This window comes from Nocardioides sp. JCM 18999, from assembly GCF_055391175.1.
Genome location: NZ_AP043887.1, coordinates 1435009 through 1458329, shown reverse-complemented (window position 1 = coordinate 1458329; position 23321 = coordinate 1435009). Strand labels below are relative to the sequence as shown.

General features: G+C 69.3%; 26 protein-coding genes and 1 riboswitch. Of the genes, 5 read left to right on the top strand and 21 right to left on the bottom strand.

Going from position 1 to position 23321, the window contains the following annotated elements; genetic code table 11:
- Positions 1-18 precede the first annotated feature (18 nt).
- Positions 19-105, bottom strand: a riboswitch (glycine riboswitch).
- Between the two features lie 28 nt (positions 106-133).
- The 12 genes from ACZ5J1_RS07070 to ACZ5J1_RS07015 all read right to left on the bottom strand — a co-directional run bounded on the left by ACZ5J1_RS07070 (position 134) and on the right by ACZ5J1_RS07015 (position 9508).
- The gene (locus tag ACZ5J1_RS07070) at positions 134-736 is read right to left on the bottom strand and encodes a MerR family transcriptional regulator (RefSeq protein ID WP_464563830.1); all 603 of its coding nucleotides are present in this window, start codon (positions 734-736) and stop codon (positions 134-136) included.
- A 199-nt stretch (positions 737-935) separates the two neighbouring features.
- On the bottom strand, positions 936-1445 hold the full coding sequence (locus ACZ5J1_RS07065) for a bifunctional nuclease family protein (RefSeq protein ID WP_464563829.1): 510 nt from the start codon (positions 1443-1445) through the stop codon (positions 936-938).
- A 38-nt stretch (positions 1446-1483) separates the two neighbouring features.
- Positions 1484-2137 (bottom strand): transcriptional regulator FtsR, encoded by a 654-nt coding sequence (ftsR, locus tag ACZ5J1_RS07060; protein WP_464563827.1) that lies wholly within the window; start codon positions 2135-2137, stop codon positions 1484-1486.
- Positions 2138-2196: 59 nt separating this feature from the next.
- A complete protein-coding gene (locus ACZ5J1_RS07055; protein WP_464563826.1) occupies positions 2197-2682 on the bottom strand; it encodes an FHA domain-containing protein in 486 nt (161 codons plus the stop codon).
- A gap of 91 nt (positions 2683-2773) precedes the next feature.
- Complete coding sequence (gene gcvH / locus ACZ5J1_RS07050; RefSeq protein WP_464563824.1) at positions 2774-3163, bottom strand: glycine cleavage system protein GcvH; 390 nt, start codon at positions 3161-3163, stop codon at positions 2774-2776.
- 22 nt (positions 3164-3185) lie between these two features.
- Positions 3186-3914 carry a DUF881 domain-containing protein gene (locus ACZ5J1_RS07045; RefSeq protein ID WP_464563823.1) on the bottom strand — a complete coding sequence of 243 codons (729 nt, stop codon included), beginning with the start codon at positions 3912-3914 and terminating at the stop codon, positions 3186-3188.
- The gene (locus ACZ5J1_RS07040; protein ID WP_464563821.1) at positions 3907-4239 is read right to left on the bottom strand and encodes a small basic family protein; all 333 of its coding nucleotides are present in this window, start codon (positions 4237-4239) and stop codon (positions 3907-3909) included. The genes ACZ5J1_RS07045 and ACZ5J1_RS07040 overlap by 8 nt, the downstream gene beginning before the upstream one ends.
- Complete coding sequence (locus ACZ5J1_RS07035; protein WP_464563820.1) at positions 4236-5051, bottom strand: DUF881 domain-containing protein; 816 nt, start codon at positions 5049-5051, stop codon at positions 4236-4238. The genes ACZ5J1_RS07040 and ACZ5J1_RS07035 overlap by 4 nt, the downstream gene beginning before the upstream one ends.
- A gap of 35 nt (positions 5052-5086) precedes the next feature.
- On the bottom strand, positions 5087-5473 hold the full coding sequence (locus tag ACZ5J1_RS07030) for a hypothetical protein (RefSeq protein WP_464563818.1): 387 nt from the start codon (positions 5471-5473) through the stop codon (positions 5087-5089).
- A complete protein-coding gene (locus tag ACZ5J1_RS07025; RefSeq protein ID WP_464563816.1) occupies positions 5470-6534 on the bottom strand; it encodes a hemolysin family protein in 1065 nt (354 codons plus the stop codon). The genes ACZ5J1_RS07030 and ACZ5J1_RS07025 overlap by 4 nt, the downstream gene beginning before the upstream one ends.
- Positions 6531-7850, bottom strand: a complete 1320-nt coding sequence (locus ACZ5J1_RS07020; RefSeq protein WP_464563814.1) for a hemolysin family protein — start codon at positions 7848-7850, stop codon at positions 6531-6533. Before ACZ5J1_RS07020 ends, ACZ5J1_RS07025 begins: the two co-directional genes overlap by 4 nt.
- 14 nt (positions 7851-7864) lie before the next feature.
- Positions 7865-9508 carry a SulP family inorganic anion transporter gene (locus ACZ5J1_RS07015; protein WP_464563812.1) on the bottom strand — a complete coding sequence of 548 codons (1644 nt, stop codon included), beginning with the start codon at positions 9506-9508 and terminating at the stop codon, positions 7865-7867.
- 95 nt (positions 9509-9603) lie between these two features.
- Here ACZ5J1_RS07015 and ACZ5J1_RS07010 point away from each other — a divergent pair, with 95 nt between their 5' ends.
- A complete protein-coding gene (locus ACZ5J1_RS07010; RefSeq protein ID WP_464563810.1) occupies positions 9604-10545 on the top strand; it encodes a YihY/virulence factor BrkB family protein in 942 nt (313 codons plus the stop codon).
- Here the strand turns inward: ACZ5J1_RS07010 and ACZ5J1_RS07005 are convergent.
- Complete coding sequence (locus ACZ5J1_RS07005; RefSeq protein ID WP_464563808.1) at positions 10509-11426, bottom strand: DUF1838 family protein; 918 nt, start codon at positions 11424-11426, stop codon at positions 10509-10511. The two genes, ACZ5J1_RS07010 and ACZ5J1_RS07005, sit on opposite strands and share 37 nt — an antisense overlap.
- 1 nt (position 11427) lies before the next feature.
- On the bottom strand, positions 11428-12105 hold the full coding sequence (locus tag ACZ5J1_RS07000; RefSeq protein WP_464563806.1) for a nitroreductase: 678 nt from the start codon (positions 12103-12105) through the stop codon (positions 11428-11430).
- Positions 12106-12184: 79 nt separating this feature from the next.
- On the opposite strand from ACZ5J1_RS07000, the gene ACZ5J1_RS06995 reads away from it, so the two are divergent.
- Together ACZ5J1_RS06995 and ACZ5J1_RS06990 are read left to right on the top strand one after the other, a co-directional pair.
- Positions 12185-12535 carry a DUF4235 domain-containing protein gene (locus ACZ5J1_RS06995; RefSeq protein ID WP_464563804.1) on the top strand — a complete coding sequence of 117 codons (351 nt, stop codon included), beginning with the start codon at positions 12185-12187 and terminating at the stop codon, positions 12533-12535.
- 28 nt (positions 12536-12563) lie between these two features.
- Positions 12564-14090, top strand: a complete 1527-nt coding sequence (locus tag ACZ5J1_RS06990; protein WP_464563803.1) for a catalase — start codon at positions 12564-12566, stop codon at positions 14088-14090.
- A 24-nt stretch (positions 14091-14114) separates the two neighbouring features.
- On the opposite strand, the gene ACZ5J1_RS06985 is transcribed toward ACZ5J1_RS06990, so the two are convergent.
- From ACZ5J1_RS06985 to ACZ5J1_RS06970, 4 genes are all read right to left on the bottom strand, one after another.
- Positions 14115-15530 carry an alanine racemase gene (locus tag ACZ5J1_RS06985; RefSeq protein WP_464563801.1) on the bottom strand — a complete coding sequence of 472 codons (1416 nt, stop codon included), beginning with the start codon at positions 15528-15530 and terminating at the stop codon, positions 14115-14117.
- Positions 15527-17053, bottom strand: coding sequence for an FAD/NAD(P)-binding protein (locus ACZ5J1_RS06980; RefSeq protein ID WP_464563799.1), 1527 nt, complete (start codon positions 17051-17053; stop codon positions 15527-15529). Before ACZ5J1_RS06980 ends, ACZ5J1_RS06985 begins: the two co-directional genes overlap by 4 nt.
- Positions 17050-18012: a 2,3-diaminopropionate biosynthesis protein SbnA gene (gene sbnA / locus ACZ5J1_RS06975; protein WP_464563798.1), complete on the bottom strand. Its 963-nt coding sequence runs from the start codon at positions 18010-18012 to the stop codon at positions 17050-17052. The genes ACZ5J1_RS06980 and sbnA overlap by 4 nt, the downstream gene beginning before the upstream one ends.
- A 77-nt stretch (positions 18013-18089) precedes the next feature.
- Positions 18090-18317 (bottom strand): hypothetical protein, encoded by a 228-nt coding sequence (locus ACZ5J1_RS06970; protein ID WP_464563796.1) that lies wholly within the window; start codon positions 18315-18317, stop codon positions 18090-18092.
- Between the two features lie 148 nt (positions 18318-18465).
- Between ACZ5J1_RS06970 and ACZ5J1_RS06965 the strand changes: the two genes are divergently transcribed.
- Positions 18466-19260: a sigma-70 family RNA polymerase sigma factor gene (locus ACZ5J1_RS06965; RefSeq protein ID WP_464563794.1), complete on the top strand. Its 795-nt coding sequence runs from the start codon at positions 18466-18468 to the stop codon at positions 19258-19260.
- Between the two features lie 118 nt (positions 19261-19378).
- On the opposite strand, the gene ACZ5J1_RS06960 is transcribed toward ACZ5J1_RS06965, so the two are convergent.
- The 3 genes from ACZ5J1_RS06960 to ACZ5J1_RS06950 are packed head-to-tail and all read right to left on the bottom strand — an operon-like array spanning position 19379 to position 22667.
- Positions 19379-19819 carry a response regulator gene (locus ACZ5J1_RS06960; RefSeq protein WP_464563792.1) on the bottom strand — a complete coding sequence of 147 codons (441 nt, stop codon included), beginning with the start codon at positions 19817-19819 and terminating at the stop codon, positions 19379-19381.
- On the bottom strand, positions 19816-21450 hold the full coding sequence (locus ACZ5J1_RS06955; protein WP_464563790.1) for a sensor histidine kinase: 1635 nt from the start codon (positions 21448-21450) through the stop codon (positions 19816-19818). Before ACZ5J1_RS06955 ends, ACZ5J1_RS06960 begins: the two co-directional genes overlap by 4 nt.
- Positions 21447-22667, bottom strand: coding sequence for a PP2C family protein-serine/threonine phosphatase (locus tag ACZ5J1_RS06950; protein WP_464563788.1), 1221 nt, complete (start codon positions 22665-22667; stop codon positions 21447-21449). Before ACZ5J1_RS06950 ends, ACZ5J1_RS06955 begins: the two co-directional genes overlap by 4 nt.
- Positions 22668-22907: 240 nt before the next feature.
- Between ACZ5J1_RS06950 and ACZ5J1_RS06945 the strand changes: the two genes are divergently transcribed.
- Positions 22908-23321, top strand: a complete 414-nt coding sequence (locus tag ACZ5J1_RS06945) for an ATP-binding protein (protein ID WP_464563786.1) — start codon at positions 22908-22910, stop codon at positions 23319-23321.

Here is a 23321-nt window from a genome sequence, read left to right as displayed (position 1 = left end):
GTGGGACTTCAGACTCGCCATGTCCGCGCGGTCGTGGTGCCTGAGAGATTCCGGGGAGGAATTGCCCCTTCGGCGCCCGACTCGGGACTCTCCCGCGCGGCCTTCGTAGCAGCGCTGAGTCTAGCGCAGCCGATCAGCCGATCTTGCGGGCGGCCCGACGCGCGGCGAGTTCGTCGCCCTCGACGGACCCCGTGGACTCGTCGTCCGCGGCACGCTCGCTCGGCAGGGCCGACAGCGTGCCCTCGATCTCGCGCCACACGCCACCGATCGCGATACCGAACACGCCCTGACCGCCCTGGAGCAGGTCGATGACCTCGTCGTTGCTGGTGCACTCGTAGACCGAGGCACCGTCGCTCATCAGGGTGACGCGGGTGAGGTCGTCGGTGCCGCGCTCACGCAGGTGGGTGACGGCCGTGCGGATCTGCTGCAGGGAGATGCCGGCGTCGAGGAGGCGCTTGATCACCTTGAGGATCAGGATGTCGCGGAACGAGTAGAGCCGCTGGCTGCCCGAACCGCTGGCACCACGGACGCTCGGCTCGATCAGGCCGGTGCGGGCCCAGTAGTCGAGCTGGCGGTAGGTGATGCCGGCCGCGTTGCAGGCCGTCGGTCCGCGGTAACCCGCGTCACTGGGCAACGGAGAGACGTCATCAGTGAACAGCAGGCCCTGCTCGTCCGCTTCGGCGGCGGCCGCGAGTACCTCGGCGCTCTGGCCGTTCTCCTGCTCGTGCTCCAACACGTTGTCCTCCGTGAGGTCTACTCCGTTGAGCGTAACTCCGAAAGGGGAAGTCCGGGTCATCCCGATCAGGGAATCTCACCGGTGGAGTTACAACAGAGACACTTCACCGTAGGCCTCGTCCCCCATCGGGTCAAAGACCTTCCCGGCGTGTCGCAACCCTCAACCTCAGATTGAGACTCAGGGTTGGTGCCGAACCTGCTCAATCGGTGGAGAAGTCCTCCGGGCTGACGTGGTCGAGGAACTCGCGGAACCGCTCGACCTCCTCCGCGGCATCGACCTCGGGCGCCTCGGCGTCGGCCTCGTCATCGTCCCCGCCCTCGGGGATGTAGACCCCCGCCTCGGCGAGCACCCCGTCGGCACAACGGACCGGCGCGCCGACCCGCAGGGCCAGGGCGATCGCGTCGGACGGACGGGCCGAGACCTCGACGCCGTTGTCGAAGGCGACCACGGCGTAGAAGACGTTGTCACGGACCTCGGTGATCCTGACCTCGGCGACCTCGGCGCCCAGCGCGGTGATCACGTCTCCGAGCAGGTCGTGGGTCAGCGGTCGCGGTGGCACGACGCCCTGCTGGGCGAAGGCGATGGCCGTGGCTTCGACGGCACCGATCCAGATGGTCAGGTAGCGCGAGCCGTCGACCTCGCGGAGCAGCACGAGGGGCTGGTTCGAGGGAACCTCGACCCGCACCCCCAGGACGTCGACCTCACGCACGTCGTCAGCCTACGTCAGTGGAGAAGTCGGGGGTCGGGTCAGTCGCGGAGCGAGGACTTGAGCAGCAGTCCGTGCATCCGTGCCGTCAGGGCAGCCAGCGTCGCGCCCACCTCGTCGCTGTCGCGTCGCCCGCTCAGCGCCTGCCGGACGAGGTCGGCCTCACGGTCGGCAGCATTGCGGAACACGCGGAACGCCGCGGCGTGGAACCCGAAGTCAGCCAGGTCGCTCGCCGTCCGGACCAGCGAGAGGTCGTCGGTCGTGTAGTGCCCGGAGCGCGACGGAGTGACCACCTTGGCCGCCTCCAGCTCGGCCAGGAACTCCTCGGTCACTTCAGCCACCTTGAGGACTTCCTTCCGCGACAGGCGCAACGCGTCGCGTCGCTCGAACAGCTCCTCGGTGGGCAGCCCGTCCTCCGAGACGGACTCGACCGGCACCGTCGGAACGGTCACCTGCACGGTCGGCGGCTCGAGACCGCGGTCGATCGCGTCGAGGTGCTCGGCGATCACCTTCTTCGGGAGGTAGTGATCGCGCTGCATCGTCAGGATGTAGCGGATCCGGGCGACGTCGGCGTCGGAGAACTTCCGATAGCCGGCAGCCGTCCGCTCCGGCGCGATCAGCCCGTCCTCCTCGAGGAGCCGGATCTTGGGGATGCTGATCATCCCCGGGAACTCCGGGGCGAGCAGGTCGAGCACGCGCCCGATGTTGAAACGCTCAGCGTGGTCCGACGAAGCGTGTGCGACGCCGTACGACATCAGCTGGCGTGCCCCGCGTAGAAGACCAGGCGGAACTTGCCGATCTGGACCTCGTCGCCGTCCTTGAGGACGGCGCGATCGATCCGGTCCCGGTTGACGTAGGTGCCGTTGAGGCTGCCGGAGTCCGAGACCACGTAGGTCTGGCCGTCACGGTCGAACTCGGCGTGCCGACGGGAGACCGTGACGTCGTCGAGGAAGATGTCGCTCTCCGGATGGCGCCCGGCGTGCACCGTCGGCTGGTCGAGCAGGAACCTGCTCCCGGAGCCGGGGCCGCGCTGCACCACGAGCAGCGCCGAACCGGGCGGCAGTGCGTCCACCGCGGCAGCATCGACGGGAGCGAGCAACCGGTCGGAGGTCTCGGAACGGCCGTCGGCGAGGTTGATCGTCGTCGTGGCGTCCGAGCCTTCGGGCAGACGCGATCCGCACTGCGCGCAGAAGCGCGCGCCCTCGGCATAGGACGTCCCGCAGGATCCGCAGAACGGCATGTCGCCCCCTCCTTGATTCCTCGCCCGGGCCATCACGTTAGACGCCTGACCCTCAGGCTCACCGTGATGGTTTCCCCGAACTTACCAGCCCTCAGGCGTCGAGCGTCGCCTGATAGGCCACCGCGTCGAGCAGACCGTCCACGGCGCCGGCATCGGACGGCACGACCTCGAACAGCCAGCCGGCGCCGTACGGGTCGCCGTTGACCTGCTCGGGAGCAGCGTCGAGTGCGCTGTTGACGGCGACGACCTCACCGGTGACCGGCGCGTAGAGGTCGCTGACCGACTTGGTGGACTCGAGCTCGCCGACGGCGTCGCCGGCGTTGACCGTCGCGCCGACCTCGGGCAGCGAGACGTAGACGATGTCGCCGAGGGCGTCCTGGGCGTAGTCGGTGATACCGATCCGGACGGAGCCCGCGGCGTCGCCCGGGGTCCGCACCCATTCGTGCTCAACGGTGTAACGGAGGTCGTCGGGATAGCTCATGTGCCGACCCTACTGCGCGGAGTCAGTGGTCGTGGACGGCGGTGATGTCCAGGTTCGGCAATTTCGTGACGGTCACGGTGGCGCCGTCGTCCTCGAACTGGTCCTGAGGCCCGCGGGCGAAGGTCACCGCTCCGGCCAGGGTGGTCGGTTCACCGATCGCCTCGACCGTGTACGGCGGGGAGAGCACCGTCCCGTCGACGACCAGTCCACCGGGCACCTGGTCGATGTAGCTCTGGGCCACGAGGCGCTGGGATCCGTTGACCTGGATCGCCTCGGCCCCCACGGAACGCAGCTCCTCGATCAGGTCCAGGAAGCTGTCCATGTTGACGGCGGCCGTGTCCTCCACGATCCGGACCCGCACACCGGGGCCGGTCACGGGCACCGTGCCGGCCAGGATGCTGAGCGTGGTCACCTCGCTGCGGGCCTCCTCGAGGGCCGCCTGACGCTTGGACGTGCTGTCGCGGAGGTCGTCGCGAGCCTGCTCGAGACGGACGATCTCGGACTGCGCCCGCTGGGTGGTGCCGGCCAGGCCGTTGAGCACGTCGATCAGGTCCTGCTCCCGATAGCCGGTGAACGCGGTGTCCTGGTCGTTGGCGCGCACCTGGGTCACGGCGGCGAAGCCGACCAAGGCGAGCAGGATCCCGACCACGAACTGGGTCCGACTGGCTCGCCAGAACGCACCGCGGTCACGGGGCTCCTGGCCGGTCTCGGGACTGGTCTCGGGACTGGTCTCGGGCGTGGGCTCAGGCATGGAAGATGTGCCGCCGGATCGCGGCGACGTTGGTGAAGATGCGGATGCCGAGGACGACGATGACGCCGGTCGACAGCTGGCCACCGACACCAAGCTTGTCGCCCAGGAAGACGATGCCGGCCGCGATGACGACGTTGCTCAGGAACGAGACGACGAAGACTTTGTCGTCGAAGATCCCGTCGAGGTAGGCACGCAGCCCTCCGAAGACAGCGTCCAGCGCTGCCACGACGGCGATCGGAAGGTACGGCTCCAACGCCACGGGGACGTCGGGCTGCACGATCAGACCGATCACGACACCGACCACCAGACCGAGAGCGGCGATCACTGTTCCTCCTGCATCATCGACTTGGGTTGACGATCGACGGGCTTTGCATACCACAACCGCAGCCGCGAAGCGGGAGCCGCGGGCAGTGCCCGTTCGCCCACGGTGTGGATCTGGACCCCCATCCCGACCTGGCCGGCCAGGGCGAGGAACTGGGCACCGGACGTCGAGGAGCGGAACTTCTCCTCCATCGACCCCGGGCCGACGGCACTGACGGTGTACGGCGGCGACAGCGACGTCCCGTTCAGCCGGATCACCTCGGCCGAGTTGCGGAACGCGCTCAGCGCCGTCAGCCGCAGGCCGTTGACCGCGATCGCCGTCGCTCCCCCGCCCCACAGTCCGTTGACCACCAGCGCGAGGTCGCTGTCGCGCACCATCCCGCTCTCGCTGCCCGAGGTGCTGTCGCGCACCACGACGTCGAGACCGTCGCCCCGTACGCCGGTCCACCCGGTGCTGACTCCCAGGGTCTCGACGAGTCGCTTCTGGGCCGCGAGCTGGACTCCCAGCTTCCGGTTCGCCTCCCGAGCCATCTCGTTGGAGCGCTGGAGCTCGTTGATCCGCTGCTGCTGGTCCAGCGCCGTGGCGCGCCGCTGCTCGATCCGCGAGATCAGCTGCTCCCGACCGGCCGAGGCCACGTCACTGTTGCGGGCCGTCTGCACCGCGGCGACGGCGAGGAGCCCGCCGAAGAGGGCGACGACCGTCAGCGCGCCGATGTGGCGCCGACGACGGTGCGAGTGCGGGTGCTCCGCGTCCTCGGTGTGGCGGCGCTGAGCGACGACCTCGTAGTCCTGGTCCAGCGACTGCTGGGTCAGCACGACCAGCAGTGGAGGAGGCGGCGGAGGACCGGACGTCACCGGAGGCCGTCGCGGCGGACCAGCAGGTGACGGAGGTCCGGGCCGCGTTCGATGACGACGGCCCAGGAGAGCCCTGCTCCCCACCAGCACAGCGCCCAGCCGAAGACCCGACCCAACGAGCCGAGGGCACTGTCGCCGGTGGCGAAGGCCACCAGCAGCATCCCCGGCCCGAGCAGTCCGGCGCTGACCAGCATCACCGGTGCGGGGCCGAACCGGCCGATCCCGCTGCGACTGCGGCCGAACAGCATGGTGGCGGCGACCAGGTCGCGCACGATCACCAGTGCGGCGAACCACCAGGGCAGGCGATCCACCAGCGCGAGCACGAGGGCGAGGGTCGACAGCAGCGCGCGGACGCCCACCAGCCAGGCCATCGGTCGAGTCACGGCGTCCACCCTAGTGCCGCTGACGGGTCGCCGTGCGCAGCGTCACGGATCTCGCCGACCAGCTCTTCGATGACGTCCTCCAAGGTGGCCACCCCGAGCGTGGTGCCGTCGTCGGCGACCACCCGTGCCATGTGGGAGCCGCGCCGCTGCAGGGTCTCGAGGGCGTCGTGCAGCGAGTCGTCGGGCCGGACGGAGGCGAAGGGCCGGATCCACTTCGGGTCGATCGGACGCAGCCTGCGTGCCGTGTCGGGTTCGAGGACGTCCTTGATGTGGAGGTAGCCGACCAGCTCGTCGTCCTCGGCGACGGGGAACCGGCTGAACCCGGTAGCACCGCACAGCTCCTCGACGTCGGCTCCGGTCGCCCCACGCGGGACCGTGGCGAGTCGGGCTCGGGGCATCAGGACCGCCGTCACCGTCTTCTCGGTGAACCCGAGGGCACCCGCGAGCCGGTCGTACTCGTCCTCGGCCAGGAGTCCTTCGCCGCGCGACTCCTCGACCAGCACCGCGACCTGCTCGAGGGTGAAGGTCGACTCGACCTCGGCTCGCCGCTCCACCCGGATCAGGCGCAGCGCCAGGCTCGCGATCGCGTCGAGGGCGAGGATGAGCGGGCGGAGCACCCGGACCAGGCCGAGCATGGCAGGCGCCAGCAGCAGGACGGCCCGCTCCGGGCCGGCGAGGGTGAGGTTCTTCGGCACCATCTCGCCCAGGACGACGTGCAGGTAGGAGACGAGCGCGAGGGCGATCACGAACGAGATGGGGTGCACGAGCTCGTGCGGGGCGTGCACCGCCTCGAGCAGGGGGGAGATCAGGTGCGCGATGGCCGGTTCGGCGACCGCACCGAGCATCACCGAGCAGACCGTGACGCCGAGCTGGATCCCGGCGACCATGGCGCCGATCTGCTCCATCGCCACCAGGGTGGATCGGGCCATCCGCGAACCCTCCTGGGCCAGCGGCTCGATCTGGCTGCGCCGGGAGGCGATCAGGGCGAACTCGGTGGCGACGAAGAAGGCGTTGCCGGCCAGGAGCACGACGGTCAGGAGGATGCCGACGACGGGACTCATCCGATTCCCCCGTCGTCAGCACGGTCCAGGACCCGGAGCGCGACCCGGTCCACCCGGAGTCCGTCCATGTGCTCGACGACGAGAGTCGCCAGGCGTTCGAGGACGGCATCCGGGTCGCTGCGGTCCGGGACGACGACCTCGGCGACGTCGCCCTTCTGCGGGATCCGTCCGAGGGTCTGCATCACCAGACCGCCGACGGTGTCGTACTCGTCGCCCTCGGGGAGCTCGACCCCGGTCAGGTCCTCGACCTCGTCCGGGCGGAGCAGACCGCTGATCGACCACGAGCCGTCGCGACGCAAGCGGGCCTGAGCGCGGATCGAGTCGTGCTCGTCGGCGATGTCCCCGACGATCTCCTCGATCACGTCCTCCAACGTGACGATGCCGGCCTGACCGCCGTACTCGTCCACGACGACGGCGAGCTGGAACCCCTCGGTCCGCAGCAGGGCCAGCAGCGGGTCGAGGCGCAACGTGTCCGGGACCACGACGGCCTTGGCCATCAGGTGCTTGATCCGGGTCGTCGACCGCTCGTGGACGGGCAGCGCGACCGCGTGCTTGACGTGCACGGTCCCGACCACCAGGTCGTCGTCATCGAGGACCGGGAACCGGGAGTGGCCGGTCCGCCGGGTCAGCTCGATCACCGCCTCGGCACGGTCGTTCTCGTCGAGGCTGTGGGTCCGGATCCGCGGCGTCATGATCTCGCCGGCCGTCCGGGTGCCGAACTCGACAGCACGCTCCATCAGCTCGGCGGCGTCGGCGTCGAAGACCCCTTCATCGGCGCTGCGCTGGATCAGGGAGGCGAGCTCGGCCGAGCTGCGGGCCGATCGGAGCTCCTCCTGGGGTTCGACCCCCAGCCGCCGGACCAGGGCGTTGGCCGAACCGTTGAGCAGCCGGATCGGAGCGGCGTTGATCGCGGTGAAGGTCCGCAGGAAGCGTTGCGTGGCCAGGGCGGTCCGCAACGGCAGGGAGAGCGCGACGTTCTTGGGCACGAGCTCGCCGAAGACCATGGTGAGGACCGTCGACCCGATCAGACCGACGGCGACCGCCAACGGCTTGGGGTCGATGAAGTTCGAGACCGCCGGTTCGGCCAGGAATCCCACGCCCAGGTTGGTCAACGTGATGCCGAGCTGCGCCCCGGAGAGCTGGGTGGACAGCCGGGCGAGCGCGACCTGGACACCGATCGCGCCGCGGTTCCCCTCCGCAACTCCGGCATCGACCTGCGCCCGGTCGACCGTGACCAACGCGAATTCGGCGGCGACGAAGATCCCGCACAGGCCGATGAGAACCAGGGCGAGCAGCAGGAGGAGGACATCGGTCATGGGCGCGGCACACTCTACGGGGTGGTGAGTGCGGCGACGGCGGCGCGGTTGGTCTCGAAGGTCCGGGCGTCTCCGAGCAGCTCGAGCCGCTCCAGTCGGGCGAGCGAGTCGGGTCGGACCCGGCTGAAGGCGAGCTCCACGTCGTGCTCGCCGAGCCAGTCCTTGAGCGAGGCGAACGCTTCGGCCGCCGTCACGTCGATGTCGGTGACGGCCTCCATGTCCAGCACGACGTGACGCACCGGTCCCCCACTGACCGTCTCGGTGACCGCGTGCTTGACCGCCTCGCTCAACGTCGTCCCGTTGGCGAAGAACATCGGTGCGGCCATCCGGATCACCACCACGCCCGGGGCGGTCGTGGTTCCGATCGCGGCGCCGTCGAGCAGCGACTGGGCCGGCGAGTCGCCGGGCGCGAGCACGTCGATCGGTGGACGCGCGGCGCGCTGGGCGAGGTTGATCAGCGCCAGCAGGAACGAGACCACGATCCCGGCGATCGCTCCCACGAAGAGGGTGACCACGAAGCAGGCCATGGCGATCGCGAACTCGACCCGGTCGAGCCGCCACAGGTCACGGAGCTCGGGGACACCCAGCAGCGGAAGCACCGCGACACCCACGATCGCGCCGATCGCCGGCGACGGCACGTCGGCCAGGAGGGCGGTGCCGAAGAGCAGCAGGAGCAGGGTCCCCGCAGCGAGGACGAGCGACGGCAGCTGGGTCCGTGAGCCCGCCTGGTCCATCGCCGCCGTCCGCGACGTCGACGACCCCACCGCGAAGCTCCCCGACAGTCCTGAGGTGATGTTGCCCAACCCGAAGGCGAAGAGATCCCGGTTGGGCTCGGTCCGGTAGCCGTGCCGCTCGCCGTAGGAACGCGCCACCAGCAGCCCCTCGGCGGTCGTGACCAAGGTGAGTGCCACTGCGGAGGGAAGCAGCGCCACCCACTGTCCCCAGCTGATCGTCGGCCAGGCCAGGTCGGGCGGCCCGGCCGGAACGTGGCCCAGCACCGCGACGCCGTGCGCCGCCAGGTCCCAGACACCGACGGCGACGGTCGAGCCGACCAGGACGATCAACGCCCACGGGACCGTCCGTGCGAGCCGGCGCCCGGTGAGCAGGACGACCACTCCCGTCAGGGAGATCAGCACCGACGGACCGTTGATCGTGTCCAGTCCGGAGATGAGGTCGGTGAGCTTCTCGACGAACTCACCTCCGGAGTCGATCTTGACCCCGAGCATCTTCGCGACCTGGCTGAGCAGGATGTCGAGCGCCAGCCCGCCGACGAACCCGATCAGGATCGGCTTGGAGAGGAAGTTGGCGAGGAACCCGAGCTTGAAGCCGGCGAGCAGCAGGAACAGGAGGCCGCTGAGGATGGCCTGAGCCACGGCGAGCTCGAGGTAGTCAGCGCTCCCCGCAACCGCCAGCGCGCCCACCGATCCGGCGACCACCGCAGCCGCCGCGGCATCCGGCGAGGCGACGACCTGCCGCGACGAGACCGTCAGGGCGTACACCACCGTCGGGATCACCAGCGCGTAGAGACCGGCGGTCGGCGGGAGCCCGGCGATCTGGGCGTAGCCGATGTTGAGCGGGATCGCGATCGCCAGCAGGGTGATGCCGGCCGTCGCCTCGGTGAGCAGGTTGCGGCGCGAGAGCCCGGGAAGAAGCGTCACGAGAGCGGCCCCCTGCAGCATGGTCGGCGGGTCAGTGCTCCCACAGTAGGGCGTGCCCCAGGACAGGTCGGCTACCTCCTCGGTAACCTGCCTGCGTGTCCGAACCGACTCCGGAGCAGCTCGCGCTGCTGGAACGAGGACTGAACGTCCTGCCTCCGCGGTTGCGACGCATCGCCGACTGGATGTTGGCGCGCTGGATCGGACGCATCGGACTCGGGTTCGCCTGGGGTCTGCAGCGGATCGAGATCTTCGACCGTTCGATGGCGATCGCGGCCCAGGTCTTCACCTCGATCTTCCCCGTCCTGATCGTCACCGCCACCTGGTTCGGCGACACCGACCACCTGTTCGCCAACTCCCTCGGGATCCCCGCGGGCGCAGCCGATGCGCTCTCCGTCGCTCTGAACGACAGCTCGTCCAGCAGCTTCGGGGTGATCGGTGCGATCATCGTGCTCGCCTCGGCGACCAGCCTTTCCCGGGCCCTGGGGCGGGCGTTCTCCACGATCTGGCACGTGCCCAAGCCGAAGTACAACGTCAGCTCCGCGTGGCGGTGGGTGGCGGTCGTGCTGGCCCTGGCGATCACCTTCGTCGTGCTGCGTCAGGCGAAGGCTTGGACCAACGACCTCCCGCCGCCGGAGCTGTGGCTGGTCATCGTGCTGGGGATCCTCTACGCCGGGATGGCGATCCTGATCCCGTTCGTGCTGGTGATGGGCCACGTCAGCGTGCGCGGGCTCCTGCCCGGGGCGCTGATCTTCGCGATCGTCATGGTCGCGGTCAGGCCCTTCGCCGACATCTGGCTGCCGCACGCCCTGCAGACCAGCGCGCTGCGGTACGGCGCCATCGGCGTCGCCTTCACCTACCTCGCCTGGTTCTACCTGGTCTCGTGGATCTACCTCGCCGCAGCGGTGCTCGGGAAGGTGATCATCACCGACCCCGGGAAGATCGGGACCTGGCTGGCCGGGCCGAAGCCGCTGATGCGGGAGTTCCCCCACCGAGGCGAGCGTCAGTCGTTCATCTCCGCCGGCACGTCGCGGGAGTAGGCCTCCCAGGAGGACAGGATCGGGCCGGACACGTCCCAGTCCGCCGGCGGTTCGAAGTAGTCGGCGTGGTGGCGCTCGATGTAGGCGCGGATCTTCGGCGGTACGTCGTCGAGTCCACGGATCGTCTTGCGGCTGTGCAGCCGCCCGGTCATCACGCCGTTCTCCAGCCCCGAACCGCCCATCCGCATCCAGGGCCAGAACGGCGAGACCCGGGAGAAGCCGCCGCGGAAGTGCGCCGAGGCGAGATCGCGGTCCTCGAGCTCCGTGCGCGAGGTGTAGATCACGAAGTGCTCCGACGGGTTGATCGTCTCCCCGGTCGACGAGCGCGGCCAGCGCGCCGGAGTCACCGGGTTGGGGTACTCGTGGGCGTAGTCCCACTCCAGCAGCACCTCGTCGCCGTACGTCGCCCACGGCAGGAGGAAGGGACGGGTGCCGTCGTCGGCCACGTCGACGTTCTCGTTCATGTCGACCCCGTGCTCCTCGGCGTCACCGACGAAGAGCCTCGGCATCTCGAGGGTCAGCTCGCCGCCGATCCTGTCGTTGAGGAACGCGAAGACGTCCACCCGCTCACCGGTGAAGGGGTTGTCCCAGGACTCGATCACGTCGCCGGTCGCGAGGTCGTAGAAGAAGCCGGTCTCCTTGCCGCGCATCTGGAGTCGCTCGGCCGATCCCTCCCCCACGAACCGGACCTTGGTCAGGCCGGTCCCGGCGTAGCCGAACAGCGGCTTCAGCCGGGCGGTGCCGAGCGAGGCGTACATGGCGCCGTGGAAGGTCGAGATCACCGGATCCTCGCTGAACGTCCCCCAGGTCTTGCCGAAGGCGTAGAGGTTGTCGCGTGCCGAGGCGGCGAGGTCGAGCGCCTCGCCCTGCTGCCCGCTCACCTCAGGCCCGCCAGCTGACGACGTCGCCGAGCGGGGCGCGGGCGGTGCGGAACCCGTTGACCGGGTGGGACTCGTCGGCGTACCCGAAGGAGACACCGAAGACCACCCGTTGGTTCTCCGGCAGACCGAGGTGCGCGCGGAGGAACGGCGCGTAGCCGGCGAGCGCGGCCTGCGGGGCGGCCGCGATCCCGAGGCTCTGTGCCGCCAGCAGGAAGCTGTTCAGCCACAGGCCGCAGTCCACCGCGGCGTAGACACCGAGGCTCTCGTCGCAGGTCACGATCGCGACGTGCGGGGCGTCGAAGAGGGCGAAGTTGCGGAGCATCTGCTGGAGCCGGCCCGCCCCGTCCGCCTGGGCGATGCCGACACTGTCGTAGAGCTGCGCCCCGCACGCGCGCCGTCGATCCTGGAAGACGCCCGTGTAGGACTCGGGAAAGGCGAAGTCGGGTTCCATGGCAGAGGTGAGCACGTGGGCCGTCAGCGCCTCGCGCAGCCGGTCGGTGGCCTCACCGCTGATCACCTCGACCTGCCAGGGCTGGGTGTTGCACCACGACGGGGTGCGCTGCGACACCGTGAGCAGTCGCTCGATGTCGGCCTCCGCCACCGGCTTCGGGAGGAACTGGCGACACGTGGATCGCTCCTCCAGCAGGCTCTCCAGGACGGCGAAACGGTCATCGGTCATGGGCACAGACCCTAGGGGAAGCATCGGCTCGTAGAAGGGTGGACGGTTGAGATCGTCGGCCCGCGGGTACCGCACCGTCATGACACCCACCCGCACGGCGACCTCGAAGTCGACCACGAAGCGCCAGACAGGCGGTCCTGCAAGCGCACCGGGTGGTAGGGCGGCGTCGCTGCTCTACAAACCCTGGGGACTGGTGGCGGGCATGCTCGGCGGGTTGATCGCCACGCAGATCTTCCAGCAGGTCTGGAAGCGGATCGATCCGAGCAACCCCGATGATCCGCCGAAGCCGCTGCAGTCCGAGACGCGACTGCGCACCGTCCTCCTCGCCGCCGCGTTGCAAGGTGCCATCTTCACCGTCGTCCGGGCCCTCATCACGCGCGGCGGCGCCCGCGTCTTCGAACGCTGGACGGGTGAGTGGCCGGGCGAATGAGGGCCGACGCCGTGGGTACTGACTCCGCATGGCACCCGAACAGAGCCCGACCCCGACGACGACCGACGCCGGGATCCCGGTAGCCAGCGATGAGCACTCGCTCTCGGTCGGACCGGACGGCCCGCTGCTGCTTCAGGACCACTACCTGATCGAGCAGATGGCCCAGTTCAACCGGGAGCGGATCCCGGAGCGGCAACCTCACGCCAAGGGCGGCGGTGCTTTCGGCCGTTTCGAGGTCATCGGCGACGTGTCGGCGTACACCCGTGCTGGGCTCTTCCAGCCCGGCACGGCCACCGACGTCCTGGCCCGGTTCTCCACGGTGGCCGGCGAACGGGGCAGCCCGGACACCTGGCGGGACCCGCGGGGGTTCGCGCTGAAGTTCTACACCGACGAGGGCAACTTCGACCTGGTCGGCAACAACACCCCGGTGTTCTTCCTGCGCGACCCGATGAAGTTCCAGCACTTCATCCGCTCCCAGAAGCGGCGGTTGGACAACAACCTGCGCGACCACGACATGCAGTGGGACTTCTGGACGCTCGTTCCCGAGTCGGCGCACCAGGTGACGTGGTTGATGGGTGATCGCGGGATCCCGCGGACCTGGAGACACATGAACGGCTACTCCAGCCACACCTACTCCTGGATCAACGCGGGCGGGGACCTGACCTGGGTGAAGTACCACTTCATCTCCGACCAGGGCATCGAGTTCTTCACCCAGGACGAAGCCGACCAGATGGCGGCCGTCGACACTGACTACCACCAGCGCGACCTGTTCGAGCACATCCGTGACGGGGAGCCGCCGTCCTGGACACTCAAGGTCCAGCTGATGTCGCTCGAGGAGTCGAAGACCTACCGGTTCAACCCGTTCGACCTGACCAAGGTCTGGCCGCACGGCGACTTCCCGCTGCACGAGGTCGGTCGGCTCACCCTCGACCGCAATCCGACGGACTACCACACCGAGATCGAGCAGGCGGCGTTCGAACCGAACAACGTCGTGGCCGGCACCGGGCTCTCCCCGGACAAGATGCTGCTCGCCCGCGGGTTCAGCTACTCCGACGCCCACCGCGCCCGACTCGGGGCCAACTACCGCCAGATCCCTGTCAACGAACCGAAGTCACCGGTGCACAGCTACTCCAAGGACGGGGCGATGCGGGTGCGGAACGCGTCCGACCCGGTCTACGCCCCGAACTCGTACGGCGGACCGTCGGCCGATCCTGGGCTGACCGACGACGGCGGGCTCTGGTACTCCGACGGCGACATGGTCCGTGCGGCGTACACGCTCCGCGAGGCCGACGACGACTGGGGCCAGGCCGGGACACTGGTCCGTGAGGTGCTCGACGACGCGGCGCGGGACCGTCTGGTCGACAACATCGTGGGGCACCTGCTCAATGCGGTGAGCGAGCCGGTCCTCGTGCGGGCGTTCGAGTACTGGCGGAACGTCGACGGCGATCTCGGGTCACGCGTCGAAGCAGGCGTCCGTGCGAAGCAGGGTCAACTGGATCCCAAGGCTGAGAAGCAGTCCAACCCGGCTCGGACGAGCATGCAGGAGAAGGCTTGATCGAGCCGCAGCGCGAGGCTCACCTCACCCATCCGCTTCCCTGACGGGTCCGTCGATCGGATCGAGTGCCCAGCGCCCGCCATCGGTGCGGATCAGATTCCGGGCGAGTGGGATCTGGTGAGAGGCGCTCTCGAGGATGTGCATCTGGTAGCCGCCCGTGTTGACGAAGGCCACCAGGTCCCCGACGGCCACGCCAGCAGGGAACGAGAGGCGTCGCCAGGTGAGGAGCTCGGCTTCGATGCAGTAGGCACCGACGAGGAACCCTTCGCCGGCCTCGCTGCGCGGTCCCTCATGGGTCGGCACCAGGATCGGGTCGACGAGGAAGTCGTCGGCCGCCGATCGGCACTGGGTCCGGTTCATCGCCAGGCCGATCAGCCAGGTCCGGTCGGCCTGCTGCTTGCGGTACTCGACCCGGGCGACGGTCAGACCACTGCCGTCGGTCAGGGCGCGTCCGGGCTCGCAGTGGAGCTCGACGCCGGCACGGTTCAGCCAGTCCGCTGCGGTCCTGCCCTGGACGCGAGTGGTCAGGACCTGGTCGAGCCAGGCTCCCCGGACCGGTGTCTGCCAGGCTGGATAGACCTTCCCCAGCTCCCGGTTGTTCCAGGTGAGCCGGTCGGCGCCACGGTGGCGGCGCCAGAACTGCGTCCATGCCATCTCGTCGTCGAGGTAGCGGATCGGAATGCCGCCTCCCATGTCGACGTAGGTCGGCCGATGGCCGTGCCTGCGCGCGGCCTCGACGAGCGCGAGGGCTTGGACGATCATGACGGCGCGCTCGTCGGGGTCGTACCCGTCGAGGTGGAAGTGGATCCCGTCGAGGCGAAGGTGGTCCCAGTCGCTGTCGCTGGCGATGAGGTCGAGGAGCTCGGCGTCCGGCTGGCCGAAGCGACTCGGATTGACTCCGTCCAGCGCCGGTTGGAGGCGGAGCACGACCGGGACCGGATTCGCAGGGGGCGCGGCGGAGACGATGGTGTGGAGGAGGTCCAGCTCGTCGGTGTTGTCGATGCAGATCGTGACTCCACCGGCCACGGCACGCTCGAGCAGCCGTGCTGGTTTGACCGCGGCGGTCAGGATGATCGCCGCGTCCGGCCTCGTGCCGTGCGGTAGGCGACTGAGCACCTGGTCGAGCTCGCGGTCACTGGCGACGTCGATCCCGTGACCTGCCGCGAGGGCAGCATCGACGAGGCCGAGGGACTTGTTCGCTTTGCGGGCGAAGAAGACGCTCAGCGGGACGCCCCGGCCGCGGGCGACGTCGACAAGCTCATCGGCGTGCGTCGCGAGCAGGCTCGGGTCGATCAGGTTGATCGGCGAGCCGTGGGTCGCGATCAGGTCGGACAGCATCCCGTGGTCGGCGAGCGTCTGGTCCATCCACGGTTCCCGACGTGCCCGCAGCGGGACGACGCCGGCCAGCAGGTCCCGCTGGAACTCTGTCACGCCGTTCATCGCAGCACGCTCCGTGCCCACGCATCGACCTGAGGGTGCAGTGTTCGGATCAGGGTGTCGTTCCCGATCACGTCGTCCTCGGTGGCCCGACCGATGAGCGCGAGGCCCGGGATCGTTCTCCCCGATGAGTCGAGGACGCGGGCGTCGGGGCCGGTCCGCGCGCCTCTCCGGGTCCGAGTGTGGCTGAGGGTCCCGCACTCGCGAAGCCGTCCGAGGAGCCCCCCGGCCGGAAGGTCGGCGACACCGGGTGGAGGCAGCACCGCGTCGACCACGAGGTCGGCACCGGCGCCGACCTCCCGGACGTCACCCGTGACGACTCGGACGTTGCCGCTCTGCATCGCCTCGAGGAGCAGCTCCGCGTTGACCAGGGGTGGACCGAACGCGACGCGCTCGAGCTCAGCCGACCACCGGTGGTACTCGGGCCAGTGCAGCGGTGGCACCTCGGCGTCGACGGACCGTTGCCGAGCCACCAGGGCGCCGTACAGGAGACGCCACGCCTGCCCGAGCCCCCACCAGGTGTCGGGTTCCCGTTGACCGCGGGCGATCTCGATCCGGGTGCGCAAGGTGGACACCGGGTCGGACCAGTCGAGGGCTTCGGGCATGTCGGAGTGGAGGGCCCCGTCCGAGGAAGGTGTGGCGCCGAGCAGCGCGGCGGCGACCTCCAGCAGGACCGGCAGCACGGGAGCACCTTCCTCGATCGTGCGCGACGCCTTGTCGAGATCGCCGGCACGGTCGACCCGGGGCCGGAGGACCGAGGGCTCCGGCTTGGGTGACATCAGCTGCCCCGTCCTGCTGACCAGAACGATCTGGAGATCGCAGTCTGCCGGCCGTCGCCCGCGTCCGAGGGTCAGGGCGAGCACCGCGTCGATGGCCGTGAGCGCAGCGCCTCGCACCGCGATCGTGGCGCCGGGCCTCACCTCAGGGCGGGCCAGCAGGTCCGAGACGGGAAAGACTGCCGGGTGGAGCGGAGGATCCGTGGGTCGCCAGTCCTGGGCGAGCGCTCCCGGCCACGAACGCGCGTGCCCGACGGCCAGCATCACCTCGTCGAAGGCGCCCTCCTCCCCCAACGACCACCGGTGTCCGTCTGCCGCCCGCGCGATGGCCCCGATGGTGACGGGTCGGACGGTGACTGCTGCTTCGCCCAGCCGATGCCGCAGGTGATCCAGGACCCGGTGGGCCTGCTCTGCCAGGTAGTCACCCGTGAGTGCGCGCGACGGGAACTGGTCCTGGGTGGAGCCGGGTGCGCGTCGTTCCCTCCACGCGTCGAACGACGGTGCCTGCGCTGTGCCGGCCGACCCGACGTCGACCGAGCTCGAAGGCAGGTTGATACGCAGGTAGTCCGGTTGGGACTGGTCGTAGACCGCGCCCGCACCGAGGCGGCTGCGACCGAACACCGTGATCCGTGCCGGCGGTCGTGCGTCGTCATCCTCCAGGTGAGCGGCGAGGCGTTCCAGCGCCCACAGCGCCCGCGGGCCGTCACCGATGATCGCGATGGAGCGGCCTGCGCTCGGCTGGACGCTCATGCGACGCGCGCTCGAGGAGCCGAACCCGGACGGAGTCGCCGTTCGAGCTCTTCCCGGTCGCAGTTCAGCGAGGCGGCGACCCAAGCATCGTCGTAGACCGAGCCGAGGTAGCGCTCGCCACCGTCGTGGATGACCATCGCGACGACGGCGTCGGCTGCGAGGTCGGGAAGCAGGCGTTCGAGCGCGGACACGACTCCGCCGCCGGAGGCCCCGACCAGGATGCCCTCGTGGCGGGCGACCCGGCGGCACCCGACCACGCAGTCGAGGTCGTCGACCCGGACGACGTGGTCCGGTCGTGCCGTCGCGGCAAGCTCGGGGAGCACGCTGGCGCCGAAGCCGGGCAGGAGTCTGTCGCCCTCGTCCCCACCGAAGAGCACACTGCCCTCGGCGTCGACCGCGATGACCTTGGTTGCGGCGCCGGACGCGATGAGTCGTTGCTGGCAGCCCTGGAGCGTGCCCGTGGTGCTGGTGGCGACCAGGAGGACGTCGGGGGCTTCGCCCAGGGAGTCGAGGATCTCCTGCATGGTTCCGGAGGCATGAGCCGTCGGATTGTGAGGGTTCCCGTACTGGTCGGGCGTCCACGCTCGTGGGTTGGCGGCCAGGTGCTCCTTGACCGCCTGCTGGCGGGCCTCGAGCCAACCACCGGGTCCCGGTGCGTACTCGGTGACGGTGTGGACGGACCCGCCGAATGCCTCGATGATCCGCACGGTGTCGACGTTGGTCTTGGGGTCGACCACGCAGATGAGGTTCAGGTCGTACCAACCGCACATCTGGGCCAGAGCGACGCCCAGGTTGCCCGAGCTCGACTCCACCACCGTGTCACCGGGACGCAGCTCTCCGGAGGCGAGTGCTGCCTCCACCATGGCCGCAGCCGGCCGGTCCTTGGCGCTCCCACCCGGGTTGAACGACTCGAGCTTGGCGAAGACTCTGGCGTCCGCGTCGGAGAACAGACGTCGCATGCGTAGCAGTGGCGTGCCGCCCACCAGACCGGGGAGCCCGTCGACCGCTGGCCGGACACGGACCCGCGCCGGATCTCTCATCGGGGCCTGACAGCTGGGAGAACGGCGCCACCGTAGGCCTGGATCTCCCGGTAGTGGGGCCCGATATTGGCGACGTCGACCTCGTCGAAGCTTGCCGCGTGCCAGGGCTCGAACCCGTGGATGTGGCGGTCGAGGTCGCTCTCGGGCGACGTGGTGATGAGCCCGTCCGCGAACGGTGCGACCGCTTCGGCGCACGAGAGGAAGTACCCGATGGTCATCGTCATGGGAGCGCAGTACCCGCAGCCGGTGACGGCGAAACGAGACGGAGTTGTTTGACCTGGCACCACGGCGGGCAGACGTCTCAGTAGAGCCATTCGATCCGGGCAGTCGAGACCACGGCAGCCCCGCGCACCAACTCAACGAGGTGACGACGTGAGCACCACCGCGACATCGAAGAACCGACTCCGCCCCCTCCACCGACTCTCCGATTCGATCGACCAGGACCTGGGTCGAGCCCTCACCCTCCCACCCGCCTCTCGCAAGGAGATCCACGACCGGGTGATCTGTCAGGTCATGCCCGTTGCCGCGTCCCTTGCGCGTCGGTACGCGGGACGCGGCCTCGCCGTCGACGATCTCGAACAGGTGGCGTTCCTGGGCCTCGTCAAGGCCGTCCAGGGCTATGACCCCTCGCACGGTTCAGCGTTCATGGCGTACGCCGTCCCCACCGTTCGCGGTGAGCTGCAGCGACACTTCCGCGACGCCGGCTGGAGCGTCCGTCCGCCACGGCGCATTCAGGAGCTCCAGGGACGTCTCACTGCCGCCGAGAATGATCTGGCCCAAGAGCTCCAGCGTTCACCGAGGCCCGAAGAGCTCGCCGCCCGACTCGGCGAACCCGTCGGCGACGTGATGGAGGCTCTCGCCGCGGGCGGATGCTTCACGCCGACCTCGCTCGACGCCCCGGCTCCGGGCAGCGGCACCGGGAGCATCGGCGATCGGCTGGAAGCGGATGAACCCGGCTTCAGCGAGGCGGAGGCGCGAATCATGCTGAGCGCGGCACTCCGCGGTCTCGGGGCGCGGGACCGTCAGATCGTCATGATGCGCTTCTTCGAGGAGAGGACGCAGCAGGAGATCGGCCGGGAAGTCGGGGTCACGCAGATGCAGGTCTCCCGTCTCCTCACCCGCATCCTGCGCGACCTGCAGACCACGCTGACCCCTCAGGCCGCGTGAGGGGTCGCCGTGAGTTCGCAGGAGCTGATCCTGCTCGCCGTGACCGGTGGGTGGACCCCCCTGATGGTCCTCGCATTGATCGAGATGTCGCGGGACGAGCTTCGTCCGGGGCGAGTCCTCAGTTTCGGCCCGGCAGGCGCACGACGGTCAAGAAGAACTCGTCGATCTGACGGACCGCGGCGATGAACTGATCCAGGTCGACCGGCTTGGTGACATAGGCGTTCGCATGGAGCTTGTAGCTGCGCAGGATGTCCTCCTCCGCCGAGGACGTCGTGAGGACCACGACCGGGATGTGGGCGAGGTCCTCGTCCGACTTGACGATCTGGAGGACCTGGCGACCGTCGTACTTGGGGAGGTTCAGGTCGAGCAGGATCAGGTCAGGGCGTGGCGCGTCTTCGTGTCCAGCCCGCCGGTAGAGGAAGTCGAGCGCCTCCTCCCCGTCGCGGACGACGTGGAGCGTGTTGTTGATCTTGTTGTCCTCGAACGCCTCTCGGGTCATCAGCTCATCGCCCGGGTCGTCCTCGACCAGAAGGACCTCGATCGGCTGGGCGTTCATCATGAGGCGATTCCTTCGGTGGGGGTGAGCTCGGTCGGGGTGGTGTCGTGGTGGGGTTCGAGGACGGGAAGGGTGAAGCAGATCCTGGCGCCGGACGTCTGCTCCAGGTCGAGCCAGATCCGGCCGCCGAAGTAGTCGACGATCTTCTTGCACAGCGCCAGACCGATGCCCGTACCGGGGTACGCGTCGCGGGCGTGGAGTCGTTGGAAGATGACGAACACCTTGTCGGCGAACTCGGGGGCGATCCCGATGCCGTTGTCACTGACGGCGAGGGTCCACTCGGAGATGCCGTCGGCGCCCTCGGAGCCACACTCGATGGTGATCACCGGTGGGCGTCCGTCTGCGCGGAACTTGATGGCGTTTCCGATCAGGTTCTGCCAGAGCATGACCATCAGGGTCCGATCGGCCCGGACCTCGGGAAGGGCGACGGGTCGCACGATCCGAGCTCCTGACTCGGCGATCGCGATCTCGAGGGTTCCCAGTGCTTCGTCCAGGGCGCCGTCCAACGCGACCACCTCGTCAGAGTCGTGGACCCGGCCGACGCGGGAGAAGGTCAGGAGGTCGTTGATGAGCACCTGCATTCGCTTGGCTCCGTCGACGGCGAACTCGATGTACTGCAGGCCGCGTTCGTCGAGCTGATCGGCGTAGCGCTTCTCGAGCAGCTGGCAGAAGGACGCGACCTTGCGAAGAGGTTCCTGGAGATCGTGCGATGCGACGTAGGCGAACTGCTCGAGCTCGGCGTTGGAACGGCGTAGCTCGATGGCCTGGTCGTCGAGGTCGGCAGCCTGCTGCACCACCAGCGCGCGCTGGGCCCGGGCCGTGTTGAGCTCGCCGACGATCCGTTCGCGCATGTTCTCCACCGCGGTTGCCAGCTCGCGCAGGTCGCCCGGCCCCGTCGGCACGATCGGTTCGTCGAATCCGCCCTCGGCGATCCGACGTGCCGATCCCTTGAGCAGCTCGAGCGGCCGCAGCACCAGGAACCGGATCAGCATGAGCAGGACGGCGACCGTGACGAAGAAGGTGATCACCATCGCGGTCAGGACCCAGGTCCGCTGCTGTCGGGCTCGATCCAGGTCGTCGCGGCTGTCCTGGGTCAGGGAGCTCAAGGTCGCGTTCTCCGCGTCGAAGAGCCCGCGGATCTCGTCGAAGGCGTCCTTGGCCCGCGTGACCTGTGCGGGGTTCAGACTGTCGCCCGATCCGGCGACGACGTTGCTGATCAGAGGCTCCGCGAACTGTTCCCGCCACCGCGCGGTTGCAGCCTCGAGCCGGTCCAGGTCGGCGAGGACGTTCGCGTCGGTGGGAAGGAGGCGCCGGATCTGCTCTGCCGCATCCTTCTCGTCCTGGAGCCCGACGGTGTACGGCGCCAGGAACTCGGGGTCTGCCGTGAGGGCGTAACCACGGACGCCGGTCTCCTGATCGACCAGGGTCGACTGGAGCCGGTAGGCAGCCGTCTGGGCAGGCTCGATGTTCGTGATCAGACGGTCCGAGGCCGTGTTGGTCTGATGGAGGAGGCTCGCTCCGATCACGGAGCCGAGGGCGACGATCGCGACCATCACGGCAACCACGATGTAGAACCACGCCTGCACCGAGAGTCGACGCACGGCGACGCCGAACGGCGATGCCGCGGCGTTCATGCCGACACCTTCCACTGCAGGTGCACCGCTGCGAGGTCGTCGTCAAGGCCGCCGAAGGGTTCCGATGCGTCCTGGGCGAGCTGGATCAGTCGATCGAGGAACTGGTCGGGTGGTAGGCCGAGCTCCCGGCGCGCCAGTGCGAGGAGGCCGTGCTCCCCGAGACGGTCCCCCGACGTACTGACGCGCCCTTCGAACAGCCCATCGGTCAGAAGGACGACCGCCCACTCCTCCCCCGGCATCTCCAGCTCATGGATCGGCCACTCGGCGCCAGGGAGGATGCCCAAAGCCGGGCCTCCGGCGACCTCCATCCATTCGAGGCCGCTGGCGGTGTGCAGCATGAATCCGGGATGCCCGGCACGGACCGCCTCGATGCGTCGCCTGCCGGGGTCCAGAGCGAGGCAGGCGACGGTGGCGAAGATGTGCGCCTTGGCTCGTTCCGCCACCAGCAGCTGCTCGAGGCGGCGGAGTCGGGTCGTGCTGTCGACCCCGCTGAGGACGAGGGTGCGCCAGGCGATCCGCAGGGCGACGCCGAGCGCGGCCTCGTCGGGCCCGTGCCCGGAGACGTCACCGATGAGGACGTGGACGGTGCCGTCTGGAGCTTCGATGACGTCGTAGAAGTCACCGCCCAGCAGAGCATCAGCGCGGCCGGGCTGGTAGCGCGTGACGATTCCGAGACCACATCCGGGGGTCAGCAGGGGCGTCGGCAGCAGCCCCCGCTCCAGTCGGGCGTTCTCCTGAGCCTGCAGCTCGTTGGCATGGAGCGCGAGCGCGGTCCGCTCGGTCTGCTTGCGCTGGACGGCGTAGCGCACGGCGCGGGTGAGCCACTCCGGGTCGACCCGCCCCTTGACCAGGTAGTCCTGGGCGCCGGCGGAGACGGCGGCCAGCCCGGCGGCCTCCTCAGCGAGCCCGGTCAGGACCACGACGGCGACGTCGCCGGCCCAGGTGCGCAGCGCGCTGAGCGCGTCGAACCCCTGCGAGTCCGGGAGATTGAGGTCGAGCAGGATGCAGTCCGGGCGCTGGACCATGAGCAGGTCCCGCGCACCGGCGAGGGTCCGCGCGTGCCGCAGAGTCATCCGGGGCCGGCACTCCGAGACGAGCTCGTCGACCAGGAGCGCGTCCCCCGGGTCGTCCTCGACGAGCAGGAGGTCGAACTCCTCCCACCCCGCAACCGGACCGTCGTTGCGCCGCGGACCCGCAATCGGCGCTGGATCGGACATCGCCTTCGTACCTCCACCTTGAGCCGAACGAGGATCGCCCATCGGACACCGCAGCGCACAGTACCCCGGAGCGCGGCATGCACAAACGCGCGCCTCGCTAGGAGGCACCGGTGCCCGACATGAGCGGTTTGTTTGGCTACGGTGCAACCAGGGCACAACAGCATCGCAATGACTGATCGAGGATCCCGGGAGGGCGACGTGGCACACCGGGCGAACCGTGGGATGGGCGAGGAGGTCCACGTGGTGCTGCCATCGGATCCGCGTTCCATCGCTCACGCCCGGTCCGTCGTCAACGACGCCACCCGCACCCTCTCCCCCGACACCGGCGGCGATGCCGAGCTGTTGACGTCCGAGCTGGTCACCAATGCGATCCGCTACGGCGGGCCGACGATCGAGCTCTCGGTCTCGCTCGAGGCCGGCGACCTGACTGTTCAGGTCTACGACGACGGCAGCGGAGTGCCGGAGCCAGGGGCAGGCGTCCCCTCTCCCGGCGCCGTCTCCGGCCGTGGCCTCCAGATGGTCGATCGCGTGGCGCACGCGTGGGGCATCGACGCGATCGAGGGGCGCCCCGGCAAGACGGTCTGGTTCCGTCTCGACGGGTCCGACCAGCAGCAGCACGACCTGAGCTCCGATCGAATGGATGAGGTGGAATGA

Coding starts and splice junctions, on each gene's coding strand:
- ACZ5J1_RS06950 (WP_464563788.1), bottom strand. CDS start 22,667: ATGTCCGATCCAGCGCCGATTGCGGGTCCGCGGCGCAACGACGGTCCG.
- gcvH (WP_464563824.1), bottom strand. CDS start 3,163: ATGAGCTATCCCGACGACCTCCGTTACACCGTTGAGCACGAATGGGTG.
- ACZ5J1_RS06980 (WP_464563799.1), bottom strand. CDS start 17,053: ATGAGCGTCCAGCCGAGCGCAGGCCGCTCCATCGCGATCATCGGTGAC.
- ACZ5J1_RS06960 (WP_464563792.1), bottom strand. CDS start 19,819: ATGATGAACGCCCAGCCGATCGAGGTCCTTCTGGTCGAGGACGACCCG.
- ACZ5J1_RS07020 (WP_464563814.1), bottom strand. CDS start 7,850: ATGACCGATGTCCTCCTCCTGCTGCTCGCCCTGGTTCTCATCGGCCTG.
- ACZ5J1_RS07055 (WP_464563826.1), bottom strand. CDS start 2,682: ATGCCGTTCTGCGGATCCTGCGGGACGTCCTATGCCGAGGGCGCGCGC.
- ACZ5J1_RS07000 (WP_464563806.1), bottom strand. CDS start 12,105: ATGACCGATGACCGTTTCGCCGTCCTGGAGAGCCTGCTGGAGGAGCGA.
- ACZ5J1_RS06985 (WP_464563801.1), bottom strand. CDS start 15,530: ATGAACGGCGTGACAGAGTTCCAGCGGGACCTGCTGGCCGGCGTCGTC.
- ACZ5J1_RS06970 (WP_464563796.1), bottom strand. CDS start 18,317: ATGACGATGACCATCGGGTACTTCCTCTCGTGCGCCGAAGCGGTCGCA.
- ACZ5J1_RS06995 (WP_464563804.1), top strand. CDS start 12,185: ATGACACCCACCCGCACGGCGACCTCGAAGTCGACCACGAAGCGCCAG.
- ACZ5J1_RS07025 (WP_464563816.1), bottom strand. CDS start 6,534: ATGAGTCCCGTCGTCGGCATCCTCCTGACCGTCGTGCTCCTGGCCGGC.
- ACZ5J1_RS06990 (WP_464563803.1), top strand. CDS start 12,564: ATGGCACCCGAACAGAGCCCGACCCCGACGACGACCGACGCCGGGATC.
- ACZ5J1_RS06955 (WP_464563790.1), bottom strand. CDS start 21,450: ATGAACGCCGCGGCATCGCCGTTCGGCGTCGCCGTGCGTCGACTCTCG.
- ACZ5J1_RS07045 (WP_464563823.1), bottom strand. CDS start 3,914: ATGCCTGAGCCCACGCCCGAGACCAGTCCCGAGACCAGTCCCGAGACC.
- sbnA (WP_464563798.1), bottom strand. CDS start 18,012: ATGCGACGTCTGTTCTCCGACGCGGACGCCAGAGTCTTCGCCAAGCTC.